General features: G+C 70.2%; 19 protein-coding genes and 2 pseudogenes. 9 read left to right on the top strand and 12 right to left on the bottom strand.

Annotated features, from left to right (window positions below; all coding sequences use genetic code 11):
• Window positions 1-36: 36 nt before the first annotated feature.
• The 8 genes and pseudogenes from WME73_RS13140 to WME73_RS13175 all read right to left on the bottom strand — a co-directional run bounded on the left by WME73_RS13140 (window position 37) and on the right by WME73_RS13175 (window position 6,989).
• A complete protein-coding gene (locus WME73_RS13140) occupies window positions 37-516 on the bottom strand; it encodes a hypothetical protein (RefSeq protein ID WP_437745812.1) in 480 nt (159 codons plus the stop codon).
• Window positions 517-744: 228 nt separating this feature from the next.
• Window positions 745-1,008: a hypothetical protein gene (locus tag WME73_RS13145; RefSeq protein WP_437745813.1), complete on the bottom strand. Its 264-nt coding sequence runs from the start codon at window positions 1,006-1,008 to the stop codon at window positions 745-747.
• 22 nt (window positions 1,009-1,030) lie between these two features.
• A pseudogene (locus WME73_RS13150) lies at window positions 1,031-1,204 on the bottom strand (sigma 54-interacting transcriptional regulator); the annotation flags it as partial.
• 14 nt (window positions 1,205-1,218) lie between these two features.
• Window positions 1,219-1,785, bottom strand: a complete 567-nt coding sequence (gene ssuE, locus WME73_RS13155; RefSeq protein ID WP_437915924.1) for an NADPH-dependent FMN reductase — start codon at window positions 1,783-1,785, stop codon at window positions 1,219-1,221.
• A gap of 232 nt (window positions 1,786-2,017) precedes the next feature.
• Window positions 2,018-4,012 (bottom strand): hypothetical protein, encoded by a 1,995-nt coding sequence (locus WME73_RS13160; RefSeq protein ID WP_437915926.1) that lies wholly within the window; start codon window positions 4,010-4,012, stop codon window positions 2,018-2,020.
• A 537-nt stretch (window positions 4,013-4,549) separates the two neighbouring features.
• The gene (locus WME73_RS13165; protein ID WP_437915928.1) at window positions 4,550-5,296 is read right to left on the bottom strand and encodes a hypothetical protein; all 747 of its coding nucleotides are present in this window, start codon (window positions 5,294-5,296) and stop codon (window positions 4,550-4,552) included.
• Complete coding sequence (locus WME73_RS13170) at window positions 5,293-5,898, bottom strand: RNA polymerase sigma factor (RefSeq protein WP_437871034.1); 606 nt, start codon at window positions 5,896-5,898, stop codon at window positions 5,293-5,295. Before WME73_RS13170 ends, WME73_RS13165 begins: the two co-directional genes overlap by 4 nt.
• Window positions 5,898-6,989: a hypothetical protein gene (locus WME73_RS13175; RefSeq protein WP_437915930.1), complete on the bottom strand. Its 1,092-nt coding sequence runs from the start codon at window positions 6,987-6,989 to the stop codon at window positions 5,898-5,900. The genes WME73_RS13170 and WME73_RS13175 overlap by 1 nt, the downstream gene beginning before the upstream one ends.
• A gap of 229 nt (window positions 6,990-7,218) precedes the next feature.
• On the opposite strand from WME73_RS13175, the gene WME73_RS13180 reads away from it, so the two are divergent.
• From WME73_RS13180 to WME73_RS13200, 5 genes are all read left to right on the top strand, one after another.
• A complete protein-coding gene (locus tag WME73_RS13180) occupies window positions 7,219-9,408 on the top strand; it encodes a substrate-binding domain-containing protein (protein WP_437915932.1) in 2,190 nt (729 codons plus the stop codon).
• Between the two features lie 939 nt (window positions 9,409-10,347).
• Window positions 10,348-10,887 carry a hypothetical protein gene (locus tag WME73_RS13185; protein WP_437915933.1) on the top strand — a complete coding sequence of 180 codons (540 nt, stop codon included), beginning with the start codon at window positions 10,348-10,350 and terminating at the stop codon, window positions 10,885-10,887.
• Entirely contained in the window at window positions 10,884-11,648 is a 765-nt protein-coding gene (locus WME73_RS13190) for a hypothetical protein (protein WP_437915934.1), read from the top strand. Before WME73_RS13185 ends, WME73_RS13190 begins: the two co-directional genes overlap by 4 nt.
• A complete protein-coding gene (locus WME73_RS13195; protein WP_437915936.1) occupies window positions 11,645-12,211 on the top strand; it encodes a hypothetical protein in 567 nt (188 codons plus the stop codon). Before WME73_RS13190 ends, WME73_RS13195 begins: the two co-directional genes overlap by 4 nt.
• Window positions 12,212-12,429: 218 nt before the next feature.
• Window positions 12,430-12,576, top strand: coding sequence for a hypothetical protein (locus WME73_RS13200; protein WP_437915937.1), 147 nt, complete (start codon window positions 12,430-12,432; stop codon window positions 12,574-12,576).
• Window positions 12,577-12,753: 177 nt separating this feature from the next.
• Here the strand turns inward: WME73_RS13200 and WME73_RS13205 are convergent, their stop codons facing one another.
• Genes WME73_RS13205 through WME73_RS13215 form a run of 3 tightly spaced genes read right to left on the bottom strand, consistent with a single transcriptional unit; the run spans window position 12,754 to window position 17,130 of the window.
• Complete coding sequence (locus WME73_RS13205; protein ID WP_437915938.1) at window positions 12,754-14,298, bottom strand: hypothetical protein; 1,545 nt, start codon at window positions 14,296-14,298, stop codon at window positions 12,754-12,756.
• Window positions 14,299-14,336: 38 nt separating this feature from the next.
• Window positions 14,337-15,944 (bottom strand): hypothetical protein, encoded by a 1,608-nt coding sequence (locus WME73_RS13210; protein ID WP_437915939.1) that lies wholly within the window; start codon window positions 15,942-15,944, stop codon window positions 14,337-14,339.
• A 40-nt stretch (window positions 15,945-15,984) separates the two neighbouring features.
• Entirely contained in the window at window positions 15,985-17,130 is a 1,146-nt protein-coding gene (locus WME73_RS13215) for a hypothetical protein (RefSeq protein ID WP_437915940.1), read from the bottom strand.
• Between the two features lie 196 nt (window positions 17,131-17,326).
• Here WME73_RS13215 and WME73_RS13220 point away from each other — a divergent pair, with 196 nt between their 5' ends.
• The 4 genes from WME73_RS13220 (at window position 17,327) to WME73_RS13235 (ending at window position 20,225) form a co-directional block, all read left to right on the top strand.
• Window positions 17,327-18,406, top strand: coding sequence for an RNA polymerase sigma factor (locus tag WME73_RS13220; RefSeq protein ID WP_437915941.1), 1,080 nt, complete (start codon window positions 17,327-17,329; stop codon window positions 18,404-18,406).
• Window positions 18,407-18,525: 119 nt separating this feature from the next.
• The gene (locus tag WME73_RS13225) at window positions 18,526-19,398 is read left to right on the top strand and encodes a helix-turn-helix transcriptional regulator (RefSeq protein ID WP_437915942.1); all 873 of its coding nucleotides are present in this window, start codon (window positions 18,526-18,528) and stop codon (window positions 19,396-19,398) included.
• Window positions 19,399-19,455: 57 nt separating this feature from the next.
• Window positions 19,456-20,016 carry a sigma-70 family RNA polymerase sigma factor gene (locus tag WME73_RS13230; RefSeq protein WP_437893327.1) on the top strand — a complete coding sequence of 187 codons (561 nt, stop codon included), beginning with the start codon at window positions 19,456-19,458 and terminating at the stop codon, window positions 20,014-20,016.
• Entirely contained in the window at window positions 20,013-20,225 is a 213-nt protein-coding gene (locus tag WME73_RS13235) for a hypothetical protein (RefSeq protein ID WP_437299416.1), read from the top strand. Before WME73_RS13230 ends, WME73_RS13235 begins: the two co-directional genes overlap by 4 nt.
• Before the next feature lie 2,186 nt (window positions 20,226-22,411).
• On the opposite strand, the pseudogene WME73_RS13240 reads toward WME73_RS13235, so the two are convergent.
• A pseudogene (locus WME73_RS13240) lies at window positions 22,412-22,615 on the bottom strand (hypothetical protein); the annotation flags it as partial.
• Window positions 22,616-22,982: the final 367 nt, after the last annotated feature.

Consider the following 22,982-nt stretch of genomic DNA (forward strand, 5'->3'; position numbering starts at 1 on the left):
CCGGCCGCGCGAGGCCTCTCCGGCGGGCGAGCTCGCTCAGCGGCGCCTTTCGCCCATCGCGCCGCGCCCCGTGGCGCGGGCCGCGCAGAAGGCCGCGTCCAGCCGCAACGCCGCGCGCGACGCCTCGCCCGCCGTCGCGCCGCGCGCGCCCGCGGCCGCGGCGATCGCCTTTCTGAAGTGCGCGCCGGCCCTGCGGCGCTCGATCGCGACGAGCGCCAGGCAGAGCGCGACGAGCAGCACGTCGCGGGCGCTCGGCTCCGGCAGCGTCCACGCGAGCCAGCCGGTGGCGATCGCGAGCATCGCGGTACAGAGCTCCCAGGACGCGGCGCGCTCGGTGCCCTCCGACTCCGCCGTGGCGGCCAGCGCGCGCGTCACGCTGGGTGGCGGCTCGAGCTCCCCTCCTGAGAGCTCCGGCGCCCCTGCGCCGGGATTAACGGTCGCGCCGGCGCTCGCCGCGGGGCGCGCCAGGGTCGCTGCGACTGCCTTCGTTGCCGCACCGGGATGGATTGAGCTCATACAAACACCCTCCTCGCCTTGCCGTCCGGCCCTGCACGATCCCCAGGCTCGCACGTCGCGCGCCAACGTGAAAAGAGCGACCTGACGTGCTCGGCGAGTCTGGAGCCCGCATCGCGTGCGCATCTGTTGTGCAGGACACGCAATCGGTGCATCTGTTGTGCAGGACACGCAATCGGCCCGTGCCGCTCGAGGCTCGCTCGCACCGGGGGCGTAGGGGGGCTTGTCGCTCTATATCGCACCTTCGTGGGTCTGGCGCGAGGCGCGGGCTTTCTTGGCGATGGTGTTCTCGAGCGTGGCCATCAGCCCGTCGACGCGGCTCGGCGGCTCGAGCGCGGCCGCCTTCGGGCGGAGGCTCGTGAACCGCAGATCCTTCCCCGTTACGCGGCCTGCGCGGCAGACGAGGAGCGCCTGGGGAATGACGTTCTCGAGCTCGCGGATGTTGCCCGGCCACGTGTGCGCGAGCAGGCGGTCCACCGCGGACGACGTGAGCACGCACGGCGTGGGCCCGCGCGATGATCTCCTTGCCGGTGCCGATCTCGCCGGTGATGAGCGCGGCCGCGTCGCCGGCTGCGACCTGCCTCGCGCGGCGGAGCAGCTCTTGCGATCTGGGGTCCTCGAAGAGGAGCGCCTTGGCGCGCTCTGTCGGCGCCGTGGTCGACTCGGGGGTGGGGAGCGTGAGCAAGCGCATGGGTGTACCGGCTCTCAGGCAGCCACCTCGCGCGCCGGCAGCGGGAGGCCTTCCCGGATCACGCTTTCGATGAAGGGCTTCACGATCTCTTCCAGCTTGCTCCCGAGCTCGTCATCGACGTCGAGCAGCCCGTCCTCCCCGAGCCGCAGCGCCTTGTCGAGGACGAACAGCCCCGCGACGACGTGCCGCGCCCCGAGCGACTGGAGCACCGGACGGAGCGCGTAATCGATGGCCAGCACGTGCGCGAGCGTCCCGCCCGTCGCGAGGGGGAGAGCTGCCTTCCCCGCGAGCCCGAACTGCGGCAAGAGGTCGAGGAACGCCTTGAGCGCCCCCGTGTACGAGGCCTTGTAAATGGGCGTCGCGATGACGACCCCGGCCGCCTCCGCGACGACCCGCGCCGCGTCCGCCAGGGCGGGGGAGTCGACGCGCCCGAGCAGGAGATCCTCGGCCGGGAGCTCGCGGACGTGGATGGTTGTGACGCGAAACCCCTCGCGCACGAGCCGCGCAGCGATGCGGGCCGCGAGCGCCGAGGTCTTCGAGCGCGCAGAGACACTTCCGGTGATGATGGCAATGCCTGACATGAGCGCAGCATACCAAGGCCCGAGAGTGATGTCTACTATAACGGATGAATCATCCGTCCGGACGGATCGTGCTGCCGGTGGTCGGCCCGGGGGAGGGGCCGTGTGTGGGCGCGCGTGGGAGGATCGGTATCCGAGCGCAAGAGAACAAGAGAAGAAGAGGGCGCCGGTGGGGGGCCGGCGCCCTCTTCATGAGCGAACGCTCGCTCTCGCGATCACGAGCGCTCGCTCGCGGTCAGTTCTCGAACCGCACGTTGTCGAGGTAGTACGGACCGGCGTTGCTTGTCACGTTGAGGTTGAACTGCAGCTTCACGTCGCTGGCCCCTGCGTTCAGCGCGTTCTTGGTGGCCGCCGGCAGCTGGGCGAACTGGATCCTCACGAACTGGCCCCGGGTGAGCGGGGTGAGCGGGACGTTGCCGGCCCACTGGTTGTGGATGCCGGCCGAAGGGATCGAGATCAGCACTTCGATGTTCCCGACCCAGCTCGGGTTCGGCTGGACGGGAGACACGAAGAGATCGAGCGTGATCTTGTCGCCCACCGGCGCGAGGTTCGCCGAGCTGAAGGTCGGGCTGACGATCTCGTTGAACGAGGAGGGCGTCTTCACCTGGAGCGACGAGATGCCCTCCACCACCCGGCCCGTGTGAACCGACAGCTGGGCCTGCGCCGACGTCCAGGCGCCCGGCTTCTCGAACCCGAGGATCGGGTTGTTGAGGAGGAACTCCGCCATCACGTTCTTCCGGAACGGGATGAACACGCCCGTGAGGGCCTCCGAGATCTTGAAGCGCTGCCCGCCCGGCTCGTCCGGATCGGCCTCCAGCTGCTCGGAGGTCTGCGTGAACGGCCTCAGCTTCGCCAGCGTCGCGGTCGTGCCGAGATCGAGCTCGACGGTCGGGGAGCCCGTGGCGTCGCCGATCGGCTCATGGCACCCGCTGCACGACAGGGAGAACGCGCGCCCCACGACCTGATCCGGGGTGAGCGCGCTGCCCATCGCGGTGAGCTTGCTCTGGATGCTGGTCCTGAGCGCCGAGGGCCCGGCGCCGAACGTCGCGAAGTAGTTGTTCTGGAGGCCGATCATCTGGCTCTCTCCGGCGTTCATCGTCGTCGGATAGCTCGGCTCCAGGGCGAAGCGGTTGATGTCGTCGGCCGCGGCGAGCCGCTCCACGAGGCCCGGGAACGACGTGCTCCTGAAGGCGACGGCGCGTGCGTCGGTCGAGGCAGGATCGAAGAGCGGCGCGGCCGGGTTGTCCTTCACGAACGACGGGGTCACGACCAGCGTGGCGCTGCTCCCCGAGCCGCTGTGAAGGAGCCTGAACTCCCGGAGGTTCCACGTCGTGAAGGGCTCGGGCGGATCGCCGTCGACCTCGGGGGCGAAGAGGAACTCGTTGGTCCGGATCTGGCCGCCGTACGGCCCCGCGTTCTGGCCGTAGTGATCGATGTGGATCGCGGGCTCGAACCCCCCGGGCAAGCCGTCGAAATAGAAGGCGAGCAGCTCGTCCCTTCGGGTCTCCAGGCTCTTCGCCGGATCCGACAGGTGGTACCAGAAGTCGACGACCGGGCGGCACCCTTCCCGGCCAAGGCTCGGGGTCGGGTTGGGCAGCCGGCCCTCGAAGATGATGAAGTTGCGCATCTGGAACGCGCTCTCCGGGATGCCCGAGCGCCTGGCGAAGACGACGCGGTACTCACCGCAGTTGGCGCCGTCCGGCGGGGCGAGGTCGAAGCGGTTCGACAGGGTCGTGGCGACGTAGGCGTTCGGGGCTTCCTCGTCGGCGAAAGGATCCCTGTCGGCCTCCTCGCCAACGACGCGGGGGCAGTCGATCGGCCACCCGTTGATGGACCCGGCCGAGCCGGGGATCACCACGTCATCGCAGTGCGGGCCGAGGCCGATCCCGTCCGCGGCCTTCCGGTTCGTGTCCATGAACTGCCGGAACAGCTGGAGGGGCGTCAGGCTGACGCCCGCCTGATCGATGAGCTGCTGGAACACGTCCTTCAGCTTGAAGGCGCCGAGGATGTCGGTGTTCGTGACGACGAGCGACCTCCGCTCGTTGATGGGGAAAGGAAGCGAGAGCGCCTGGCCGGCCTCCGCGATCTCCCCCTCGGCGAGATCGGCCGGAGCGCCGTCCGTGGGCCCGAGATCCGCGCAAGAAACCGGCAGTATCGCGAGCGCGGCCAGCGCGGCGCGCCGCGCCCCCTGCCACGCGCCGGGGGCGGAAGAATCAGAACGAGAGCGCACCGGACTGCTCGAACTCGACAGCTTCGACGACATGAAACCTCCTGAAATGACCACGAAGAACGGCGGAGCCGCGCGAGCGCACGAGTGTGCGCTCGCGGAGGGAAGGAGCGGCCCGAGGAGGACGACCGCCGGCGAGCGCGCGCGTCGGTCCGCAAAGAGACGACGCTCGGCGCGCGCCGCATGGGCGACGTGCCTCGCCGAGGCCAGCGCTGCCACGGCAGCCTGGCCTCATCGAGCCGCTGAATCCACCGTTCTGCGATGAAACGTCAGGGCGCCGCCGCCTCTCGGCGCGGCCGCCCGTGAACGCGGGACGTATGTTAATGCTGTTTAGGTACCGGGCAAGCGATATGAGCGCTTGTGTTTGTTGTCGCGTTAATTTTTCGCGGTCCGTGCGAGCGTCGTTTTCATGTCCATTTCATGTCGTCCGGGCGAGCGTCGATGTCGTCGCCGCTGGCGCAAGCGAGGAGATCCCGCTCGTGTGCTCGAACGTGGTGTGGAGTTTGCTGTTTGCTGGCGGAGCCGCGGTCGTGGAGGCAATCACCGAGCCGCGCCGACGATCCGGCGCAGCGGCTCGGCGAAGGAGCTCGATGGATACCGCGCGAAGAACGCCGCCGCGCGCGCCCGCGCCTCGTCGGCGCGCCCGAGGCGCATCAGCGCGCGGATCGCGATGAACTCCCGCTCTTCCGCGAGCCGCCCCTTCGGGAACTCGGCCTGGTGCCTCTCCAGCGCGGCGAGGGCGGCCTCCGGATCCTGCGCGAGCGCCGCTCTGGACGCGTCGACGAGGTTGGACTCCCGGACCAGGTCGTCGCCGTCCGCCGCGGCGCTCGCCTCCGGCGCTGGCGCGGCCGGTCGGGGGCTCCGCGGCGCCTCGCGGCGGAGGGCGGAGGGGGTCGGGCGCGGCGCCTCGGCCGACGGCGCTTCGGCCGCCGGCGACCCGGCCGCCACGCGGCCTTCCGCGCGGGAGAGCAGCCGCTCCAGCGGCAGATCGGTGAGCACCGGAGGCGGCGCGATCGGCGCGGCGGCGCTCGGGGCCTCGCCCAGGACGGCGTGGAGCCCTGCCCCGCCGGCCCCGATGCCCGCCGCGAGGAAGATCCCCTTGATCCACGCCGGCATCGTCGCGCCGGCGGCCGCGCCCGCGGCCGTCTCGAGCGGCGCCACCCGGGCCGCGGTGCGCGCGAGCTCGGCGGAGGTCATCTGCCGGATCGGCGCGGCGGCGCGGAGCAGCTCGCGTGCGCCGGGCGGGGCGCCTCCTCCTTCCTGGTTCCATCGCTTCGGATCGCTCATCTGGCCCCCCTGCGCGCGCGCTCGGCCTCGGACTTCTTCAGGAGCGTCGCGAACTCCTTCCGCGCCGCGTGGAGCCGCGAGTAGACGGTCCCCACGGGGACGCCGACGAGGCGCGCGATCTCGTCGCACGGCATCTCTTCGATCTCGAACATGACGAACACGGCCCGGCGATCGAGATCCATGGCCTCGAGGATGCCCTCGAGCTGCAGCCGCGCCTCGCGGCTGGAGGTGATCTCTTCCGGGCCGCGCGCGGAGTCCGGCACGTCGTCCACCACCTCGCCGAGCCGCTCGCGGCGCGTGTGGGCGCGGCGGCGGTGAGACGAGGCGACGCGGCGGCAGATGGCGAAGAGCCAGGTCGTGATCGGGCAAGCCCAGTCGAAGGACGGGAGCCGCTGCTGGACGACGACGAAGACGTCCTGGAAGGCATCCTCCAGGTCAGGGTGCTGGATGCCGAACCGCTGGAGGGTCGCCCAGACGAAGTTGCCGTGCTCGGCGTGCAGGGCGACGAGGCTCCGCGGCGGCTGCTTGGCGTCGCGCAGGACGTCGGCTCGTAAGCACTGCTCCACGGAAAACTGAATGCCGGCAGCCCGGGGATCCTTCATCAAAATGTGAGGCCGACCCCCCCGAACACCGCGGCGGCGAGCGCGGCCTGCTCCAGACCCGTCGGCAGCCCGCCCTCGAGCTGGAAATCGTACCGTGTCACTGGAACGAAGAGATCGATGCCTGTCTCGAGCCGCAGCGGCCCGATGACACGGACGCCGAGCCGCGTGCCGGCCCCGAGGCTGAGCCACGCGCGGGAGCCGACGTCGGTCGGCAGGATCGTCGGGGGGACGTCGTCGTCCCCGTGGATGACGGCGTAGATGGCGCCCGCCACCGCCCGGCCGCAGAGCCCGAAGGCGACCGAGCGGCTCCGGACCATTTCGAAGCACGCGCCGAGCCAGCCCGCCGTGAGCCCGAAGGCGAACGTCCGCCGGGTCGCGTGCTGCTCCGGGAGCCACAGCGCGCCCGTCTCGAGCGTCCACCGCGGCAGGATCGACCACTCGCCCGACAAGGCGACGCCGAACCCGGGCGAGGGGACGATGCCCGTGGAAGCGAACCCGCGCCAGGAGATCGAGAGCCGGGGCGGCGGCGGGCCCTCGGCCGGGGGCGGCGTGGTCTTGGCCTGCGCCGGCCAGGGGAACGGCGGCTCCGGCGCCCGCTCCGCCGCCGGAGGGCGCGCAGGCAGCGGCGGGGGACGCGGCGCCTCGGGGGCCTGCGGGGGGCGCGGCGCCTCGGCGGTCGGGGGGGCGAGGCCGGCCTCGGGATCGGTCGCGAGCAGGATGTGCACCGCCGCAGCGGCCACGATCCCGTCGCAGCTCTGCCGGTCGTCGGAGAGCTCGCGGACCGTCGGCGGGGCGCCGTCGCACAGCTCCGTCCGGATCGTGGCCGACCAGGCCCCGGGCTGCCCCTGCACCACGGCCTCGATCGAGGCGGCCTTGCCCGTCGTGACGAGCTCCCGCCCGAGCCGCCGCGAGATCTCGGCGCGGAACCGGGACGCCGACGGGCACCGCCCCTCCGCGCCCGCGAGGCGCACCCACGACACGTCCGCGGCCGCGCGATCGCACTCCGCCCGGGCGCGCGGCACGCCGGTGAGCGCGAGCGCCGCGCAGGCGCCCAGCGCCGAGACGAGCGCACGTGAGGCCGGCGCGCTCACCGTCCGCTCCCTTCCTCTCGCCCGATCGATCCCTCTGCGGGGAAAGAGGCCGGCTCGTACGGCGGGCGCGCCATGACGGCGAGAAGGGTTCGATCGATGGCCAAACGGATCGGCGATGCTGTACACCCGGACGATTCGCGAGTCACAGGAATTTCTGGCGGGTGGCGGTGAACGCCGTCGGTGAGCGAGACGGAGATCCGGTATTCATCCATTCGCGAGCCCGCAGCCCATGCACTCCCGCCCGACCACCATCGGCGTCCTCACGCCCTTCCTCGACGGCTTTTATTTCACCTCGGTCCTCAGGGGGATCCATCAGGCGGCGCAGGAGCGAGGCCATCGTGTCTTGGTGGTACGCGGCACGCCAGCGTACGTCCAGGCGCCCTCGCTCGCCCGGGATCAGGTGGACGGGTGGATCGTCGTGCTCGCCACGGATGGCATCGAGCTCCTCGCGCAGGCGGGTGTCCCGCTCGTCACGGTCAGCTCCTGCGCCCCCGAGGCGGGCTGTCCGACCGTCATGCCGGACAACCGCGAGGGCGTCCGGAGCGCGGTGCGCCACCTGATCGAGCATGGACACCGGCGCATCGCGTTCGTCGGTTGCATGGATCAGGACGACATCCGCGCGCGCTTCGACGGTTACATGGAGACGCTCATCGAGAGCGGGATCCCTTTCGATCCGGGCCTCGTCTTCGACGCCGACAACAACTGGCACTCCGGCGGCCAGCGCGCCGCAGAGGCGCTCATCGCGCGCAGGGGAGAGCTCACGGCCGCGGTCGTCGCCACGGACAAGAACGCGCTCGGGATGATGTCGGCCCTCCAGGCCGCCGGATACCGCATCCCCGACGATCTGGCGATCATCGGCTTCGACGACATCACCGATGCGCAGTGGTCGACCCCTCCGCTGACGACCGTTCGCCAGCGCTTCGACGCCATCGGGGCGCTCGCGTACGAGCTCGTGCTGGCGCGGCTCGCAGGCCAGGTCGTGCCGTCCGGGCCCGTGCTCGCGCCGACCACGTTCGTCAGGCGGCGGACGTGCGGCTGCGACCCGCTCCGTGGCTTGCTCCACCGGAAGGGCGCGGCGCCCGACGACGACCTCGGCGCCATCGAACGGCAGATGGTCGAGCTGCTCCTCCGCCTGCCGCTCCCGCCCGAGACGCCCCCGACGGCCGTGTGGCCCGGCGTCGCCGCCGTGATCGCTGGATATACCGCGGCGCTCGAGGGCGCCGCGCCCCCGACCGCGGCCGAGATCGACGAGGCCTGTCAGCAGGCCGTCCGCCTCACGCCTGACGTGGAGAGCCTCATGGGGATCGCCCGCCTCCTCGGCCGGTCCGGAAAGCGACGCCGCGCGCGCCTGGACAGGGAAGCAGCGGAGTCCGCGGAGGAGCGAGCCGAGGAGTTCCAGGAGCGGCTGCGCCTCTCGCTCATGCTGGCTCGCGTCGAGACCGAGCGGCAGTTCGTCGACGAGCTCGGGGCGCTCACGCGGTCCGATCATGAGGTGAGCCTCGCGCTGCTCGGCGGCACCCAGGAAGACTCGCGCTCGCTCTCCTGGCTCGACTCGACCGCCGCCGTCTGGGGCTGCCTCGCGCTCTGGGAAGACCCGGCGACCCGCGCGCGCCTCGTCATCGCCGGCGCCTACAGCCGCGATGGCAGCCCGACTCCCTCGCTCGGCGCCGTCTGCGCGCGGGAGGACTTCCCGCCCGCCGAGCGCTTGCCAGCGTCGACCGCCGGCGGCCCGTTCATGGTGACGCTCCTGCCGATCCGCACGCTCCGCCACGACTGGGGGGTCCTCGCGATCGTCGGCCCGAGCTCGATCGAGGTCGCTGGCGACGAGGGCACCATCTCCATCTGGGGGGCGCTCCTCGGCGCCGCCCTCGAGCGGGACGCGCTCGTGCAGTCGCTCTCCGAGCAGCACGCGAGCCTCCAGGAGGCCTATCAGCGCGAGCGCACCCTCTCGGCCGCGGTGCGCGAGCTCGGCTGCCCGCTCCTCCCGCTCATGCCTGGTGTGCTGCTCGTCCCGCTCGTCGGCGAGCTCGATGGAGATCGCGCCCGGCAGATGCTCGAGCGGGTGGTCGAGGGGGTGAGCCGACACGGGGCGCGCTGCGTGCTGCTCGATATCACGGGCGTCCCGAGCATCGACGCCCAGGTGGCCCACGCGCTCGGGCAGACGCAGCGCGCGGCCTCCCTGCTCGGCGCCCGCGTCCGCCTCGTCGGCGTGCGCCCCGAGCTCGCGATGCGCCTCGTCGCCCTCGATATCCAGCTGGGCGATCTGTCCAGCCACCAGTCGCTGGCGTCGGCGCTCGAGGACCTCGTGTCGACCGGAGTCCCATCGCTCCGCACGAGACGGCATGACGCGGCGGAAGCGCCGCCGCGGTCGTCGCGCAACGCGATCTCGGATATGAGGCGTCGCGGAGGATCGGAGTGACGCTCCGCGCGTCGCGCTGAGCGCGCGCAGCGCTGTGGACCCCCCACCCGCTGCGCGCCGCCCGCGCTGGTCTCGTGTGGCGCTGAGCACGTCTCGAACGTGCATGTCGTCTGCCACGGCTGGACGGCGAGGCGCGCAAGGTGCTGCGCGCGGCGAGCGCGTTCGGCGACGTATTCTGCAAGGGGGAAACAATTTCCACACGCAGAAACAATCATGAATGGTTTCGAATTGTTAGCAACTGTGCCCGGCATGGATGGCGGCCAGCGGGCGGACGCCGTGGACGCTGCGCGCGGGCCATCGGGGCGCGCTGGTGCGGTCCTGGGGATCGCGGATCATCGGGGGCGCGGTTCGGAGCGTGCTGCGCATGGGGCAGGAGTTACGGCGGCGCCGAGCCGGGCGCCGGGAGCTTCCGTCGTGCACAGCTGCGACGCCCGAAGGCAGGGCTCCCGAGTCGAGTGCGTCGTGCCCGGTCGTCGCCCGTTGCGACACGGACACGCGAGCGACATCGTGCAGCTCCAGGCGCTTGAGCGCTAGCGCGTCGTCGCCGCTGAGCGCGCAGGCCACCGTCAGGCGCCGCGCTCGCGGGCGGCGTGGCCGCGCGAGCGATGTCGTGCCGCGCCGCGCGCGGCGGTCACAGCGCGCGGTCACCGCTGCCTGCGCGCGGCGCCGCGCTGGGGTGGGCTTGCAGCCGACACGCGCAGCCCGGGGCGCGTGGCCGCTCGCCCGCACCCGCGGCGGCGCGGCCAGGCAGCTGGCGCCAGCACGTCGACACGCGCTGGCGCCGCACGGGTAGCTGCTCGCTGGCGCACGCTCTGGACGGTACGACCCCTGGCCAGTGTAGTGTGCTCGCCTAGATTCCGTTTGACGCCGATCCTCTGATCAGAAGAATGCCCCGCGTCGGCACGTTGCTCACGAGTTGCGGAAGACGGGAAGGGGACGATGGGCACAAGAAGGCGGCGGATCCCATGGGCGATCCTGATCATCCCGCTGCTCGTCGTCGTACCGACGCAAGGAGAGGCCTCCGAGCTGAGCGCCGGTGTGAGCCTCGGGTGGCTCCAGGCCGGCACCGTTCCGCGCCTCGCGGTGGGGCCGCACGCGGGCATATCGTGGCCCATCCAGCGAGACATCCTGTTCACGGTGCACGACCTGTGCACGATCCTGCCCCCGATCCAGGCTGACGGGCTCGGGATCTACAACCAGACCTCGGTGGACATCGGGTACGCGTGGAAGGACGGCAACGTCAGCGCGGGGCCGTCTGTCGCGTTCTACCTCATGCCGGCGTGCGGCGTCACCTTGTGCGGCCGCGTCGGTGGCTTGGCCGTGGGCGGCCACGCGCAGTCCAACGCGTACGTCGCCGGACCGCTGGGGGTGTCGGTGAGCGTCAACGTGGATTGGGTCGGTCGAGGCAGCCTGGTGCTCCCGGGCTATGTGTCCGCCGTCATTGTTGCTGGTCCTGTGCTTCGATGGAGTGAGAAATGAACGTGAGAAAAGTTCTATTCTTGATCTTGACTATCGCGGTTTGGGCGCTGGCGGCGTGCAACATGACGTTCGGCGACTGCTATCCTGTGGGGGAAAGAACTTCGGGTGCAGGGGCCGGTCCGGGCTCCGAGCCACGCCCCGTCTTCACCTCGTCCGCATCCGGTGACTTCGGGGCCGACCCCCAAGGCGGCGGCGAGCGCAAGATCGCGTGCAACGAGTGGGAGCTCGAAGACGAAGAGGAGAGACCGAGCGACAGCTCGGAGACCCCAACGACATACCGCCCGGAGAGCCCGCGAGACCAGTGCCCCGGAGCCGGCGATGTGGCGGGAGCCGGAGCGACCTTCTTGAGCTGTAGCGGTGCGTGCAGCTCGAAGTGTCCGAAGCCTGGAATGGCCCACTTCGTCTGGGTAGATTTCGATTCGTCGTTCTTTACGTTCGTTACCACTGTCGAGGATGACGGCCGGGGGGCTGCAGGCGGGTACCAACAGGCCAAGACAAACCTGAATTTCAAGCAGGTAAGTTCAGCCGGCACGAGGGAGTGGTCCTGTCCTATCACCATCAAGATGCCGCTCCGGACTGAGTTGATGGGGAAAATCGATCACCTCCGTGCAGCCGAACTCAGCGAGGAGATCACGGAGGAGGTCGCGCAGCTCATGGATTACAATCTTCCGCCGGGGATCTTCTGCGATAGGTTTCACCGCGCGGTGGACGCTGCGTTCAAGTTTAAGTATAAGGGGCTTGGCGCCTCGGTGACGAAATGATGGTGATAAACCGCTCGGCATTGCTCGGCGTCGTCTACCGCTTCTACCCGCGGGGCGTGCATAACTTCGCCCGCGTGCACGTGCCTCCCCACGAGCCCTTCTACGACGACACAGAAGAGCACCGCCGCCTGGTGGAAGCCGCAGACCGCGGGCGGGCGGAGTACCCGACGTGGAAAGCAATGATCCACCGCATGTACGAACGATACCGCCTTCAGAACGAGTCGCTCAGCCTTGTGGCAGGGGGGAGCGACCCGGCGTACTCGGCCCGCATCTATCGCCCCAAGGACTTGGAGCCCGTTCCCTCGCCCAACAGCAGGGCTTCGCTCAGCTTCCACGTGAGCCTCCTCGGGCCCTATTATGGGATCCACGATACGGGCGAGCCCGACGAGATACCGGCGGCGGTCGCAGAAGAGATCGAGGCCACGTACCCCGGTTACCAGACGATCCCGCCGGAGCTCGGGAACGAGGTGGTGCCGGACGTGGCGATGGACGGGGCGTTGATGGGCGAGGCGACGATCTACATGTGCCTCTTCTCGAAGGTCTGGACCTGGGTGGATCCATAGCCATTCCGTGGCGTCCGCGGTCCCATGGCCGGATTCGGCGCCACGGTTTGCGGGGCGGCCGCGCGCGTCGAGGTCGACGCCCGCGGGCGCGCGATGACGCCGGCGTCGACCATGGCGCCGGAGCAGATAGCGGGGCCGCGGCGTCAAGGAATATCGCGGCGTGGTCCGCACCTTCCGGCGGACCGGCGGCGGTGGTTGATGAAAAGGATGGGTGCCTGATGAAAAGAGCGTGTTCTCCCGGGTGCGGCGCGGGGGCTGTCTACTTCAGCGTGGAGCCCCGGGATTGGGTGTGGGTCGCCGTGGCCCTGCTCGTGCTCGTCGGCATGGGCGCGGCGCTCGTCCTCGGCTTCACGCGCCGTCGCTGAAGCGGTAGGCCGCCCACACCCCGGAGGGGGGCCCGCTCCCTTGTCCTTCCGGTCGGCAGTGGCCGTCGCCGCAATCGGCTTGAGCACGGCGATGGTTCCCGCGATCACGCCATGGCGGATCGCCCGAGGCGTATGCGCTTCACACCGTTTGCAGGGTTCGCCTGATGTGTCGTGATCCTAGTCAGGGAAGCGTTGTGTCTCGACCTGGATGCCGTCCTCCCCGTGGATCTCTTCGCCGGACCAATCCCAGCTCACGCCGCCCTTGCCCGGCGGTCCGAGATCGTACGTGACTCGCTCGAGCGTGAGCTGGTCCTCGTCGAGGTAGGCGATGCCGATCGAGTCGCCGCCGCGCCCGGGGCCGCCGTAGCCGCCGTCGCCCCCTCGGCCGCCGTCGCCACCCTGACAGGACCATGTGCCGTCCCCCACGGCGCCGCCCAGTTCGCCTCGGCCCCCTTCGCCGCCTTCCTCGGGCTCCCCGCCGTTGCCACCTGGGCCCGCGGCGATGGTCGTGACGACGCTATCGCGCAGCGTCAGCTTCGCGTGGAGCGCGACGATGCCGATGGTGGGGTGCCCGTTTTCGCCCCCGCGGCCGCCCCTGCCGCCACAGCCGCCGGCGCCTCCCGAGCCGCCGCCGGCGCCCCCCTTGGCGGCCACGCCGCACGCGGTGAGCCCCCCTCGACGGCCGCCGCCGCCTCCGCCGCCTTGACCCGGCATGCCCCTGCCACCGTCGCCTGCCCAGTCAGCCACCCAGCCTGTCTCGGTGATACGCCCGATGCCCTGCCCCGCGGTGCCTACGACGCCGTACATGCCGGAGATCCCGTTGTTTCCACCGTTGCAATGGATGCCTGGCAGGTCCCCGCCTCCTCCCCGGCCAGCGTACGTGGCGTCTGGAGTTGGCGTCGGCTCCCCGTCATCCCCGTCCTCCGCGCCGTCGGGGAGCCCGTCACCTCCCTTGCCCCCAACGCTCGGGATTCCACCGTCGCACCGATTCACCACCGCCGAGCCGCCGGAGACGGTGTCTGCCGAGCACGCATCGTCGCCGTACACGCCATCCGGTCCGATCGCTGCGTGATTTAGCCCGTCCCATTCCTCCCCATCGTGACCTGCCCATCCGTACGACGTGCCAACCTCGCTCCGGATGAGCTCCACGACCGTGCCGGATTGTACGACCATTCCGATCGGGCCGGCCGACTTGAACCGCATGTCGACGATCGTCGATACCCCGTCCGCGGCTCCCGTATCTCCGGCGCTCGCCGGTACGACGGTCAGGGCGATGCCGTCGGTAGCTGAAATCTGAATCAGCGAGCGCGCGAAGCGGGGCATCCGCTTCCAGTCGATGCAGCTGAAGCCGCCGATGAGATCCACGCCGGAAGGCAGCGTGAGGGGCCCGAAGAAGCCGTCGGCGCACGCGAACACGCGCCCGCGTGCGGCACGTGCGAGCTCCACGGCACGCTGCAACGTGCGCACAGGCCGCTCCTTCGTACCCGGGCTCGCGTCGTCGCCGTCGCCCCAGACGCCGGCCACGAACACCCCGCAGCCATCCTCCCACACGTCCGCGGCGAGGCGCTCGAGACAGAACGACTCTGTCGGCGCGTCACCCTGACACGACGAGGTGCCGTCGCACCCCGTTCCGCCCGGCTCGTTGGGACCCGGTGCGGTGCCGCAGCCGACCGCGACGAGCAACAGCGCGGGGGACAGATAGATCGCTCTTGTGATTCGCATCGTTCTCCCTCGATGTCGTGTCACGCATGGGCGGACATTCACTGGGGTGGTGGGGGATCGGGAACATCGAATTGACGGTAAGGCACTGAGTCGCCCTGCTGGCCCTTCCCGACGTCGTCATCAGGTGCTGCATTGCCGGCCAGGCCACCCTCCCCACCTCTTCCGGCGTTCGCGGGGGCGTCCGGACCGAAGGCCACGTAGGCGCCCAGGGATGCGACGCCATACGAAGGGCCGCCGAGGCCACCTCCGGCATCACCTCCGCGACCGCCATTGCCTCCTCGGCCTCCGCGGCAAGCAGGCCAGATCTCACCAATAGCTCCGCCACCTGGGCCGCCAGTCCAACCCAAGCCGCCCGGTTGGCCCGTCCCGCCAACCCCACCGCCGCCGCCGTTGCCCGCAAACACCTCCGTCCGCTCGAGCGTCAGCGCGCTCCCCTGCAACGCCATGATGCCGATGCTCGCCCCGCCATAACCGCCGCCCTTGCCTCCCTGGCCGCCGCAGCCCCCGCTTCCTCCCGAGCCGCCGGCCGCCCCGGCTTGCGGTCGGCCCGCCGGGCACGCCGTCATTTCGCCTCGCGATTTGCTACCGCCACCGCCGCCGCCCCCCTGGCCGACGCCGCCCTTCTTCCCATCCTCACCCCGGACGCCGATCCAGCCATCGATGCTGAGCTGGCCTATGCCCACCGCGCCGGCCGCGCGACCGCCGTCAAGGCCGTCCATCCCATCTGCGCCAGCACTGCAACGCGCGCTCCCTGCGCCAGTGCCTCCAAGGCCCTTGCCTGCTGGATTCGCCGCGGGCACCGGCTGCCCCGAAGCGCCATCGCCCCCGGACTCGAGCCCGCCGTAGCCTCCAGGTCCGCCCGTCGACTCGATGCCGTCGTCGCACACCGTCACGACTGGCAGGGCACCCGCTGCGAAATCCTCCGTGCAGGCGGACGCGCCAACGTTCCCCTCCTCGCCGTAATTGGCCGGTTCGCTGTGCGCGTCCTTTCCCGGCTCCCCATCCTTGCCATTGCCCGCGATGATCTGGCTGTCCCGCAGGATCGCCCGGGCACCCGAGCTCAAGATCATCGCGATCGACGACTTTCCATCGCTCGCCGAGGCGTCGGCCGCCACGGCGCGAACGCCGACGATCACCGAGGTCGCGTCGTCCTCCGCGATGCCCGTATCGTCGAACCCAAGGACCCGCACCGGGATCCGCGCAGGCGGCGCGATGACGGTCGACGCATTCGGACCGATGCCCGACCATTCATACGACCAATCGCCGCCGTCATGACAGAGGCGGCTGCCCCAGAGGTCGACCCCGGAAGGCAGCGAGATCTCCTCCTCGAACAAGCCGCCGCACGCAAGCACGCGCCGGGTCGGCGCCTCGCCGTGGCCTCGTCCGCTCGCGGCGAGCCCGATCGCATGCTGCAGGGACTTCACCGGCGCGCCCTTCGTGCCGGGGTTGCCGTCGTCACCCGACGACGCGCTGACGAACACCCCGCATTCGTCGAGCGCCGGCGCCGTTTTGGGGTTGCCGTCACAGAGAGCCGTCGGTGGTGTGAGGCAGAGGCGTCGGTCGTAGCAGCTATCGTCGTAGGCGCACCCGGAGAGGCCGCCCGCGAAGGCCGTGGAGACGGTGCCTACAGCCAACAGCAGCCGCATTCGTCGCGGTTCGAGAAGAGACATGTCCTGGCCCCCCTGATCACCACGCGCCGTACGCCACGAGGCCGGCCTGGGTCGGCGCGACCGCCGGCACCAGCGCGACCCGAGCTTTGGTCGGTTCATCCTGCAGTGAAGAGAAGTCCGTGAAGAACGAAGCCAGAGTCGCAGCGCCCACCACGCCGCTCGTCACCACCATCGCCGTGCCGAGCCCGGCGAAGAGATCCCGCTCTCGTTGGAGACTCGTCAGCTCGGCGCACGCGGAGGGTTTCGGCGTTTCCCGACATACCCCTTGAGAGACGCCCACGGCGTCGAGCTTCGCGTTCCGCTCGTCCAGGTCTCCGTCGGCGGCCCTCGCACGAACCATGAAGACCGCACCGAGCGAGCCTGTCGCCAAGGTCAACCCGATACCGGTGATGCGCAGGGCGCCTGGCCAGGATGTCCAAGGGCTGGAGGCCTGCGCGCGCACGACGGGTGAAGAGCTCCTGGTCTTCGGCGTTTCCTTCGGTGAACCCGGCGCGCTCTCCGGAGCTTGGCTCACCGCCAACCGCGCCAGCGGCATTCTGACGTTGTACGCCGTTGCGGCCACAGCCCCGAACTCATGGAAACCATCCAGGCGGCCCGGGGCGCTGGCCCGCACGATGCGCTGGCCGGGCTCCAAGAACAGCTTGTACGTCCGCGCGACCCGGCCTACCCACTTGCCGTCGACGAGCACCTCGGCATCCGGCGGATCGACCGAGAGCACGAGTGTCGCGACGTGCGATGTTGCCTCGCGCTCTCCTTTCTCGAATCGCAGCTGAAGCGCGAGCGGCAGCGCCGTGCGCTGCTCGAGGCTGAAGGCCAGGTGCTCGGCGGCATCGCGGTACCTGCGCAGCGCGAGCTCGCAGACGCCAAGCTCGCCGGCGAGCTCCGCGCGCTCTCGCTCCGTGCTGGACGCCGGGTCTGCTGCCTCGAAGGCGGCCTTGTAGGAGGCGTATGCCTCGGTCCACTGCCCGGCGTTGCGCGCCCTGCGACCGCGGCGAACATGGTCCTTCACCGTTGCGCCGTCACGTGGTCCTGACTCCGGATAGGCGTCCTCTGCGCTGGCCGAGCTCGCAGCGCCGGTTGCGGCGAGTAGCGCAGAGAAGAGCAGAGCACGTGCGGAACATCGCATGGTTGGACGGTACTCGCGCCAACCGCGCGGCGTCAACGGGAGCGAATCGATGCAAAGTGACCCTGGCAGTGGCAAATTGCGTTCGGGTGCGGCAATGCGATCGCCTGTTCGCGGCAGCGTAGCGAAGACTCGAGCACCTGAACGCATGTATCAGTGCTACCTGGTGCTACCAAAGTGGCCGCTCCTTGCACTTTCCTGCACCGTTTCGAGCGGCTCAGGGATGCTACCTACCGTGGGCAAGCCAGCGACCCATCTCCTCAGCTTCAACCGCTTCCGGCGCCTGGCCAGGCTCCACGGCGTGCCGGCGCGCGACGCCGAGGACGTCGCGCAGAACGCGCTGCTGCGGGGATTGGAAGCGGCGAGGCGGGTCGAGCTGAGCGGCGATCCGGCGCGGTACTTCGTCACGATCGCCCTCAACGAGGCACGGAAGCACAGACGGAACGAGCGCCGCCGCGGAGAGGTGCTGACGTCGTTCGAGGAGCGCGATCCCCGAGACGAATGCCCCACGCCGGAGGAACTGCTGCGCTTGCGACAGCAGGAAGAGCTGGCCCGGGACTTGCTCGACCGGGTCGGCCCCAAGGACCGGGATCTCTTGGTCAAGCACGAGCTGGAGGGGACACCGCTCTCCACGATCGCCGCCGAGCTGAACGTCCCGTTGGATACGGTGAGGGCGCAGCACCGCCGGGCTTGGGATCGACTCGTTGCGGCTTTCAAGCGGTGGACGGCCCAGCAACCCGCGCACGGTAGGGACGAGAGCGCCTGCGTCCCGCTGGTGCTCGGGCTGGACCGCCGTGCGTCGTGGACGGCCTGGTTGCGCCGGCTGGGCGTGAGGATCGTCGTGCAGGGTGCGTTCGTCGTGTTGAGCGGCGCGCTCCTCTCGGCGGTACCGCCGCTGCCCAGCGCGGAATCGTGGCTGCACCCGGCGGCATTCCGCGCACCGGGGGGCGCGCCTGCACCAGACGACGTCACGGCGCAAGGCTCACGTGACAGCGCGCGTTCCCCTGCCGCGCCCGCCGCGCCCGAGAGCTCGTCGCCGACGGCGACAGGCAGCGTGCGCGCTGAGGCTGTGGCGAGCAGCACGCCCGCGCCCTCTGTGGCGACAGCACCTCGTATCTCGTCCCCGGGGCGCCCCGTGTGGCCAGCGGTCACCGCACGCGAGATGCGCCTGATCAGCCAGGCCCGAAGGGCGATTGAGGACAACGACGGAGAGGGCGATCACGAGGCGCGCCTGCTGCTCGAAGCCCATGCGCGGGAGTTTCCGCGCGGTCGGCTCGCAGCGGAGCGCGAAGCGCTGTTCAGGCACATTCGCTGAATCGTCGGCCGTCGATCGACGGCGAGCTGACGGTGACGCTGATGGTGTCTTCAGCCCAGACAGCACAGGGCCGAGATCTGTCTTGCGTAGGAATGCTTACGTCCAGGAGGAGAATTACCATGGAGGACATGCTGGGGGCGATGTGGCTCGCCTCGCCGCTCGGACTCGCGATGATAGCCTGCGTCGCGATCGGCTTCGCGGTCACCGCGCGCGAAGCGCTGGGACGCGAGCGCGGGCTTCGCGAGGCGCGCGAGCACGCGCACGAGGATGAGGAGTCCGCCCTCATCGATGCGAAGGAGAAGGCAGCGGAAGAGCGGGATCGATACCGGCGCCTTCTGGACTGTCATGTCGACGCGGCGCTCGCGGAGCTGACAGTCGCCCGCGCGCGCCCCGTCCCCTGGCCAGGAAGAGTGCTCGAGTCGTTCTGCGCGACGATGCCTTCGTGGAGAAGAAAGCTGGCCGAGAGCACGGGGTTGGAACCGAGGGAGGTGGAGCGGTTGCTGAGGAGCGACCTTCCTATGACGCCCGGACTTGCCCGGCAGCTGCAGGCCTTCACCGGCACGCCTGCTCGGTACTGGGAGCGCCTGTGGCAGCTGCACGACGACTACCGGACGGACGCAGAGGAGACCGTGGTGATCCAGGTCGGCGAGCCCGTCACCAAGCGCGAGAGCTCGGCGCGTCCCGCGTCGTCGCCGGCGCCGCCGATACCTCCCCGCGCGCTCGACGTTCCTCCGCCTGTGGTGCCGTCGCCCGAGCTCGCGGCCATGAGCCCGCGCGCGAAGCTCCCGCCGCCGCCGCAGCCGCGCCTTAGGTCGCCGCTCCCTGTCCGCGCCGCCACGGGGACTGAGCCCGCCCAGCGCGCTGCCACGCTGACGAGCTTCCCGCTACAGCGTGACGAAGGCGGGCCGGGTTCCGAGAACATTGCCGATTGGGAGGACGTTGAGCGCTCTCCGCTGAACACGACACTTCCGGGAGTAGGGAGCCATGGGTGAGCGCAGCCGTGCCTCGCATTCATCATAGGGTGCGACTTCGCAAGGGGGGGTAAAGTCATGGATTGTCCGGATGAAGGAAAGCGCGCTGCGGCGTACGCGCGCTTGTTTTGCCCGATGCTGGTTCGTGCGGTGTTGCTCTGGTTGGAGAGGATGGGGGTCCCTCAATGCCAGCGTGGCGACGTCGCGGGCCAGGTCTGGCTCAACGCCTGCGAGAGCTGGCCCAGGTTCGATCCGAAACGCGGCAGGCCGGAGCGCTGGTTGAACGCGATCACCGTACACGTTGCCTCCCACTACCACGAGCGTGCGCGAAAGCGCAGGGAGGAATTGGTCAGTTCGATCGAGGTGCTTGATCCAGCGCCGGATGCTGCTGCTGTGATGGAGTCCGACAACGTCAGGGCCAGCACCATGGATGCAGTGAATGAGCTCGATCCGGTGCTGCGACTCGTTCTCGTGGCACACGATTTGGGCGGAGTTTCGATGGCCCAGATCGCCCAAGATGCAGGGCTGCCCCTCTCGACGCTTTACAGGCGACGCGCACGGGCCATCGGTGAGTTGCGTAATATCCTTATGCTTCGGGAAGCCGGCGAGATCTCTTCGCGGGGAGTGGGACTGCAATGAGCGTCAAGGGCCTGGTTGTTCACTTCCGGCGCGACCTGGATGACGACGAGGCGGAGCGAATGATCGACGCTCTGATGATGCTGAAGGGCGTCGCCAAGGTATCATCTGTCAAGGCCGGTTACGAAGACGAACTGAACCGGCAGCGGGTCAAGCGAGAACTGCTAAGCAAGATTGATGGGCTTCTGAGAGATGACGAGGTCCCGATCTAGCTGCCGACGAACCCGCGTCATCGTGGCGTCGACGCAAAAGGCCCGCGGTGCCGCCATCGGGCCGCGCTCGCAGGCGACGCTGGCGCCCGGCCGACGTCGTGCCGCTCCAGGCGTGCGCCTCTGATCACGATGCGCGAGCCGAGCGCGGCGAATCGGCATCGTGTGGGTTCTACGCGCACATGCCAGGGGTCGCGCTGGATTCCATTCCCACAAGAGATGGTGTTTACCGTGCGCAGTTGAAGCCGAGCGGACGCGAGGGAGCTCGGCGAGCCGGCGACGTCGGCCGGCAGCCCCACGGTCTCGTACGCGATCGACGGGGTGCAGGGCCCCAACGTGGCGCCCGCGTTCAGCGTCGCCATGCGCGGCCCGGATCGGCGCGCGTGGACGTCCGCGCGCGAGCCGCCCTGGGAGACATTTTCTCGGGAGACAGTCGGAGGCGCCAAGCTGGCCGATCGCGCGCGGCATCGTCCTGTCTGCCCGGTCTGACGTGAAGGACCGCCGCTGGCGCTTGGCCTCGCGCCTGTCACGGGCTCGGGGAGCGTGGGCGGCGTCACGGAGGCGCGCGCCGACCGCCGCGACGCCGGCCCGCTGGCGTGGCGATGACGCCGTCCGTGCGCCGGCGTTGTCCGCCTCCCGGCCCGGCGTGGCGCCGTGGGCAGGACGGCGCTCGACGGCGTTGGCGGAGTGTTGGCGACCACGCGGCTGGAGCTACGCGACGTCGCCCATGCGTGGCCGTGCCGCGCGCGGGCGGCTCGTCGGAGCGCGCCGTGGGGCAGGTCGCGGTCACCGCACGCTGACGGCCGAACGCCTGGGGCTGCGCAGGATGCCGCCCGTGCAGCAGCGTCGTCCGCCAGCGCGGCCCGACGACCGCGCGTCGGGGGCCGCCAGAGCGCGAGGGTAGCTGCTCCTGCCATATACAAACCTCGGTTGTTGTGTGTTTCGGGTTCGGAACGGAGCCTGAACGAGGGCCCGTGAGGAGGCCCGAAATGGTAATTCTGACGATCCGGTATCTCGTCGCGAGTTACCGGGATCTCGTCAGATGTGGAAACCGCTCTGGTGACGCGCAGTTAGACCGCTTCGAGGGAGCGCCCGAGGGGCCAATTTGGGGGGGTCGCGAAGGGGTCGATTTGGTAATTTTGCGCGCGGTCGGCTGAGGGGCTCCGGCGAGCCGCCCACCTCCGTTTTGTTGCGTACGTGTGCCACAGGGCGGCGCGCGACCGGCACGACCGCGGGGCGGCCTGACGCGGGGCGCGAACTCGGCGCAGGGGACCGCGGAGCTCGTCCAGGCGGGAGGCTGGCGCAGGCGCAAGGCGGAGCTCGCCCAGGTGGACGCCAGCGCGGCTCGCGGCCGCGGCGCCAGGCGAGCTGGCCCCGCTCGACGGCCGGGCCGTGGGATCGCCGGGGGGGTCACCCCGCACACCGAGGTCACGTGATCGGGCCCCAGCGAATGCCAGTCAGGTCACGGTGCCACGTGAGAACCGGCGTCCTCTTGGTCGCACGCTACATCAGACTTCAATGCCGTCGCCCTCGCCTGGCGCCGACTCTGGTACTGTGCTTTAACGCTCTTTAAAGTTGAACGGAAAATGAAGGCTTCGCTCTGGCACGTTTGTGGTTCGGTGCTTTTGTAGACGCATGAGCTCGCGGCGCTGGTACGAGCTCGCGTGCGGAGTTGTCCGCGCGCCGAGCCACGTCCTGGAAGAGTGTTTCCAGATGAACAAGCAGACCCGGTGCCACCTGCGCGCGATCGCACGGCTGCACCCCGAGATCGGCAACCTGTGTGATCAGCTTGAAGCGCCCTGGAACGCCGTGCGAAGGATCGCGCACGCGCCGGGGGCGGCGGCGCAGTGGGAGCGCGCGGAGCAGGTGCTCGGTGAGCTCGTGGAGAAGCGCCGGGCGACAGCGCCGCGCCGGTCGAGGCTGGAGGCTGCACGCCTGGAGGCGCTGAAGCGAATGGGACCGCCGATGGAGGGGGGAGGAAAACTTGAAAGCAGCATGCGAGCCGCGTGGGAGGCGGCGGAGCGCGGGACGCGCGCGGTGCCAAGCCCACGTCCGGGCGATCGGCATGCTCGTCTGCGGCGAAGCGCTGCCCGGCGGGAAGCGCGCCGGTCGAGCACATGAAGCGGCGTCGCGTTGGACTTTCGCCGCGTACCTCTCCCGTGCGTGCCTATCGCGCCCGCTCGCCGATCCTATTCAGAGAAACGGAGCGTCTCGACCTGGATCCCGTCCTGCCCCGTTACCATCTCGCCCGACCAATCCCAGCGAGTGCCGCCCTTGCCCGGCGGTCCCAGCTCGTACATGCCTTCCTGCGTGAGCTGATCCTCGTCGAGGTACGCGATTCCGATCGAGTCACCGCCACGCCCGGGGCCGCCAAAGCCGCCGTCGCCCCCTTGGCGCGGTCGCGTCAGGCTCGCCGTAGACCCATGCACACCTCTCTGGGTGCGCTGGAGCAAGGCCGCGGTCGTGCGTCTCCTGGCATGCGACCGTCAGCGCGCCATCATCGGCGGCAGCCTGCCTCACGGCGCCGCGACGGGCCGCGCTCGGGCGCGACGGTAGCGCACGGGCCCGCTCGCGCAGCTCCTCCAGCGCGGCCGACAACGCACCGTCTTCGGCGGCGGCCTGCCTCACGGCGAGGCGACGGGCCGCGCTCGGGCGCGACAGTGGCGCACGGGCCCGCTCGCGCAGTTCCTCGCGCGTGGCCGTCGGCGCGCCGTCATCGGCGACCTGCCCCGCGGCGCCGCGACGGGCCACGCTCGGGCG

Source organism: Sorangium sp. So ce302, assembly GCF_051530145.1.
In the GTDB taxonomy this organism is placed as follows: domain Bacteria; phylum Myxococcota_A; class Polyangia; order Polyangiales; family Polyangiaceae; genus Sorangium; species Sorangium cellulosum_B.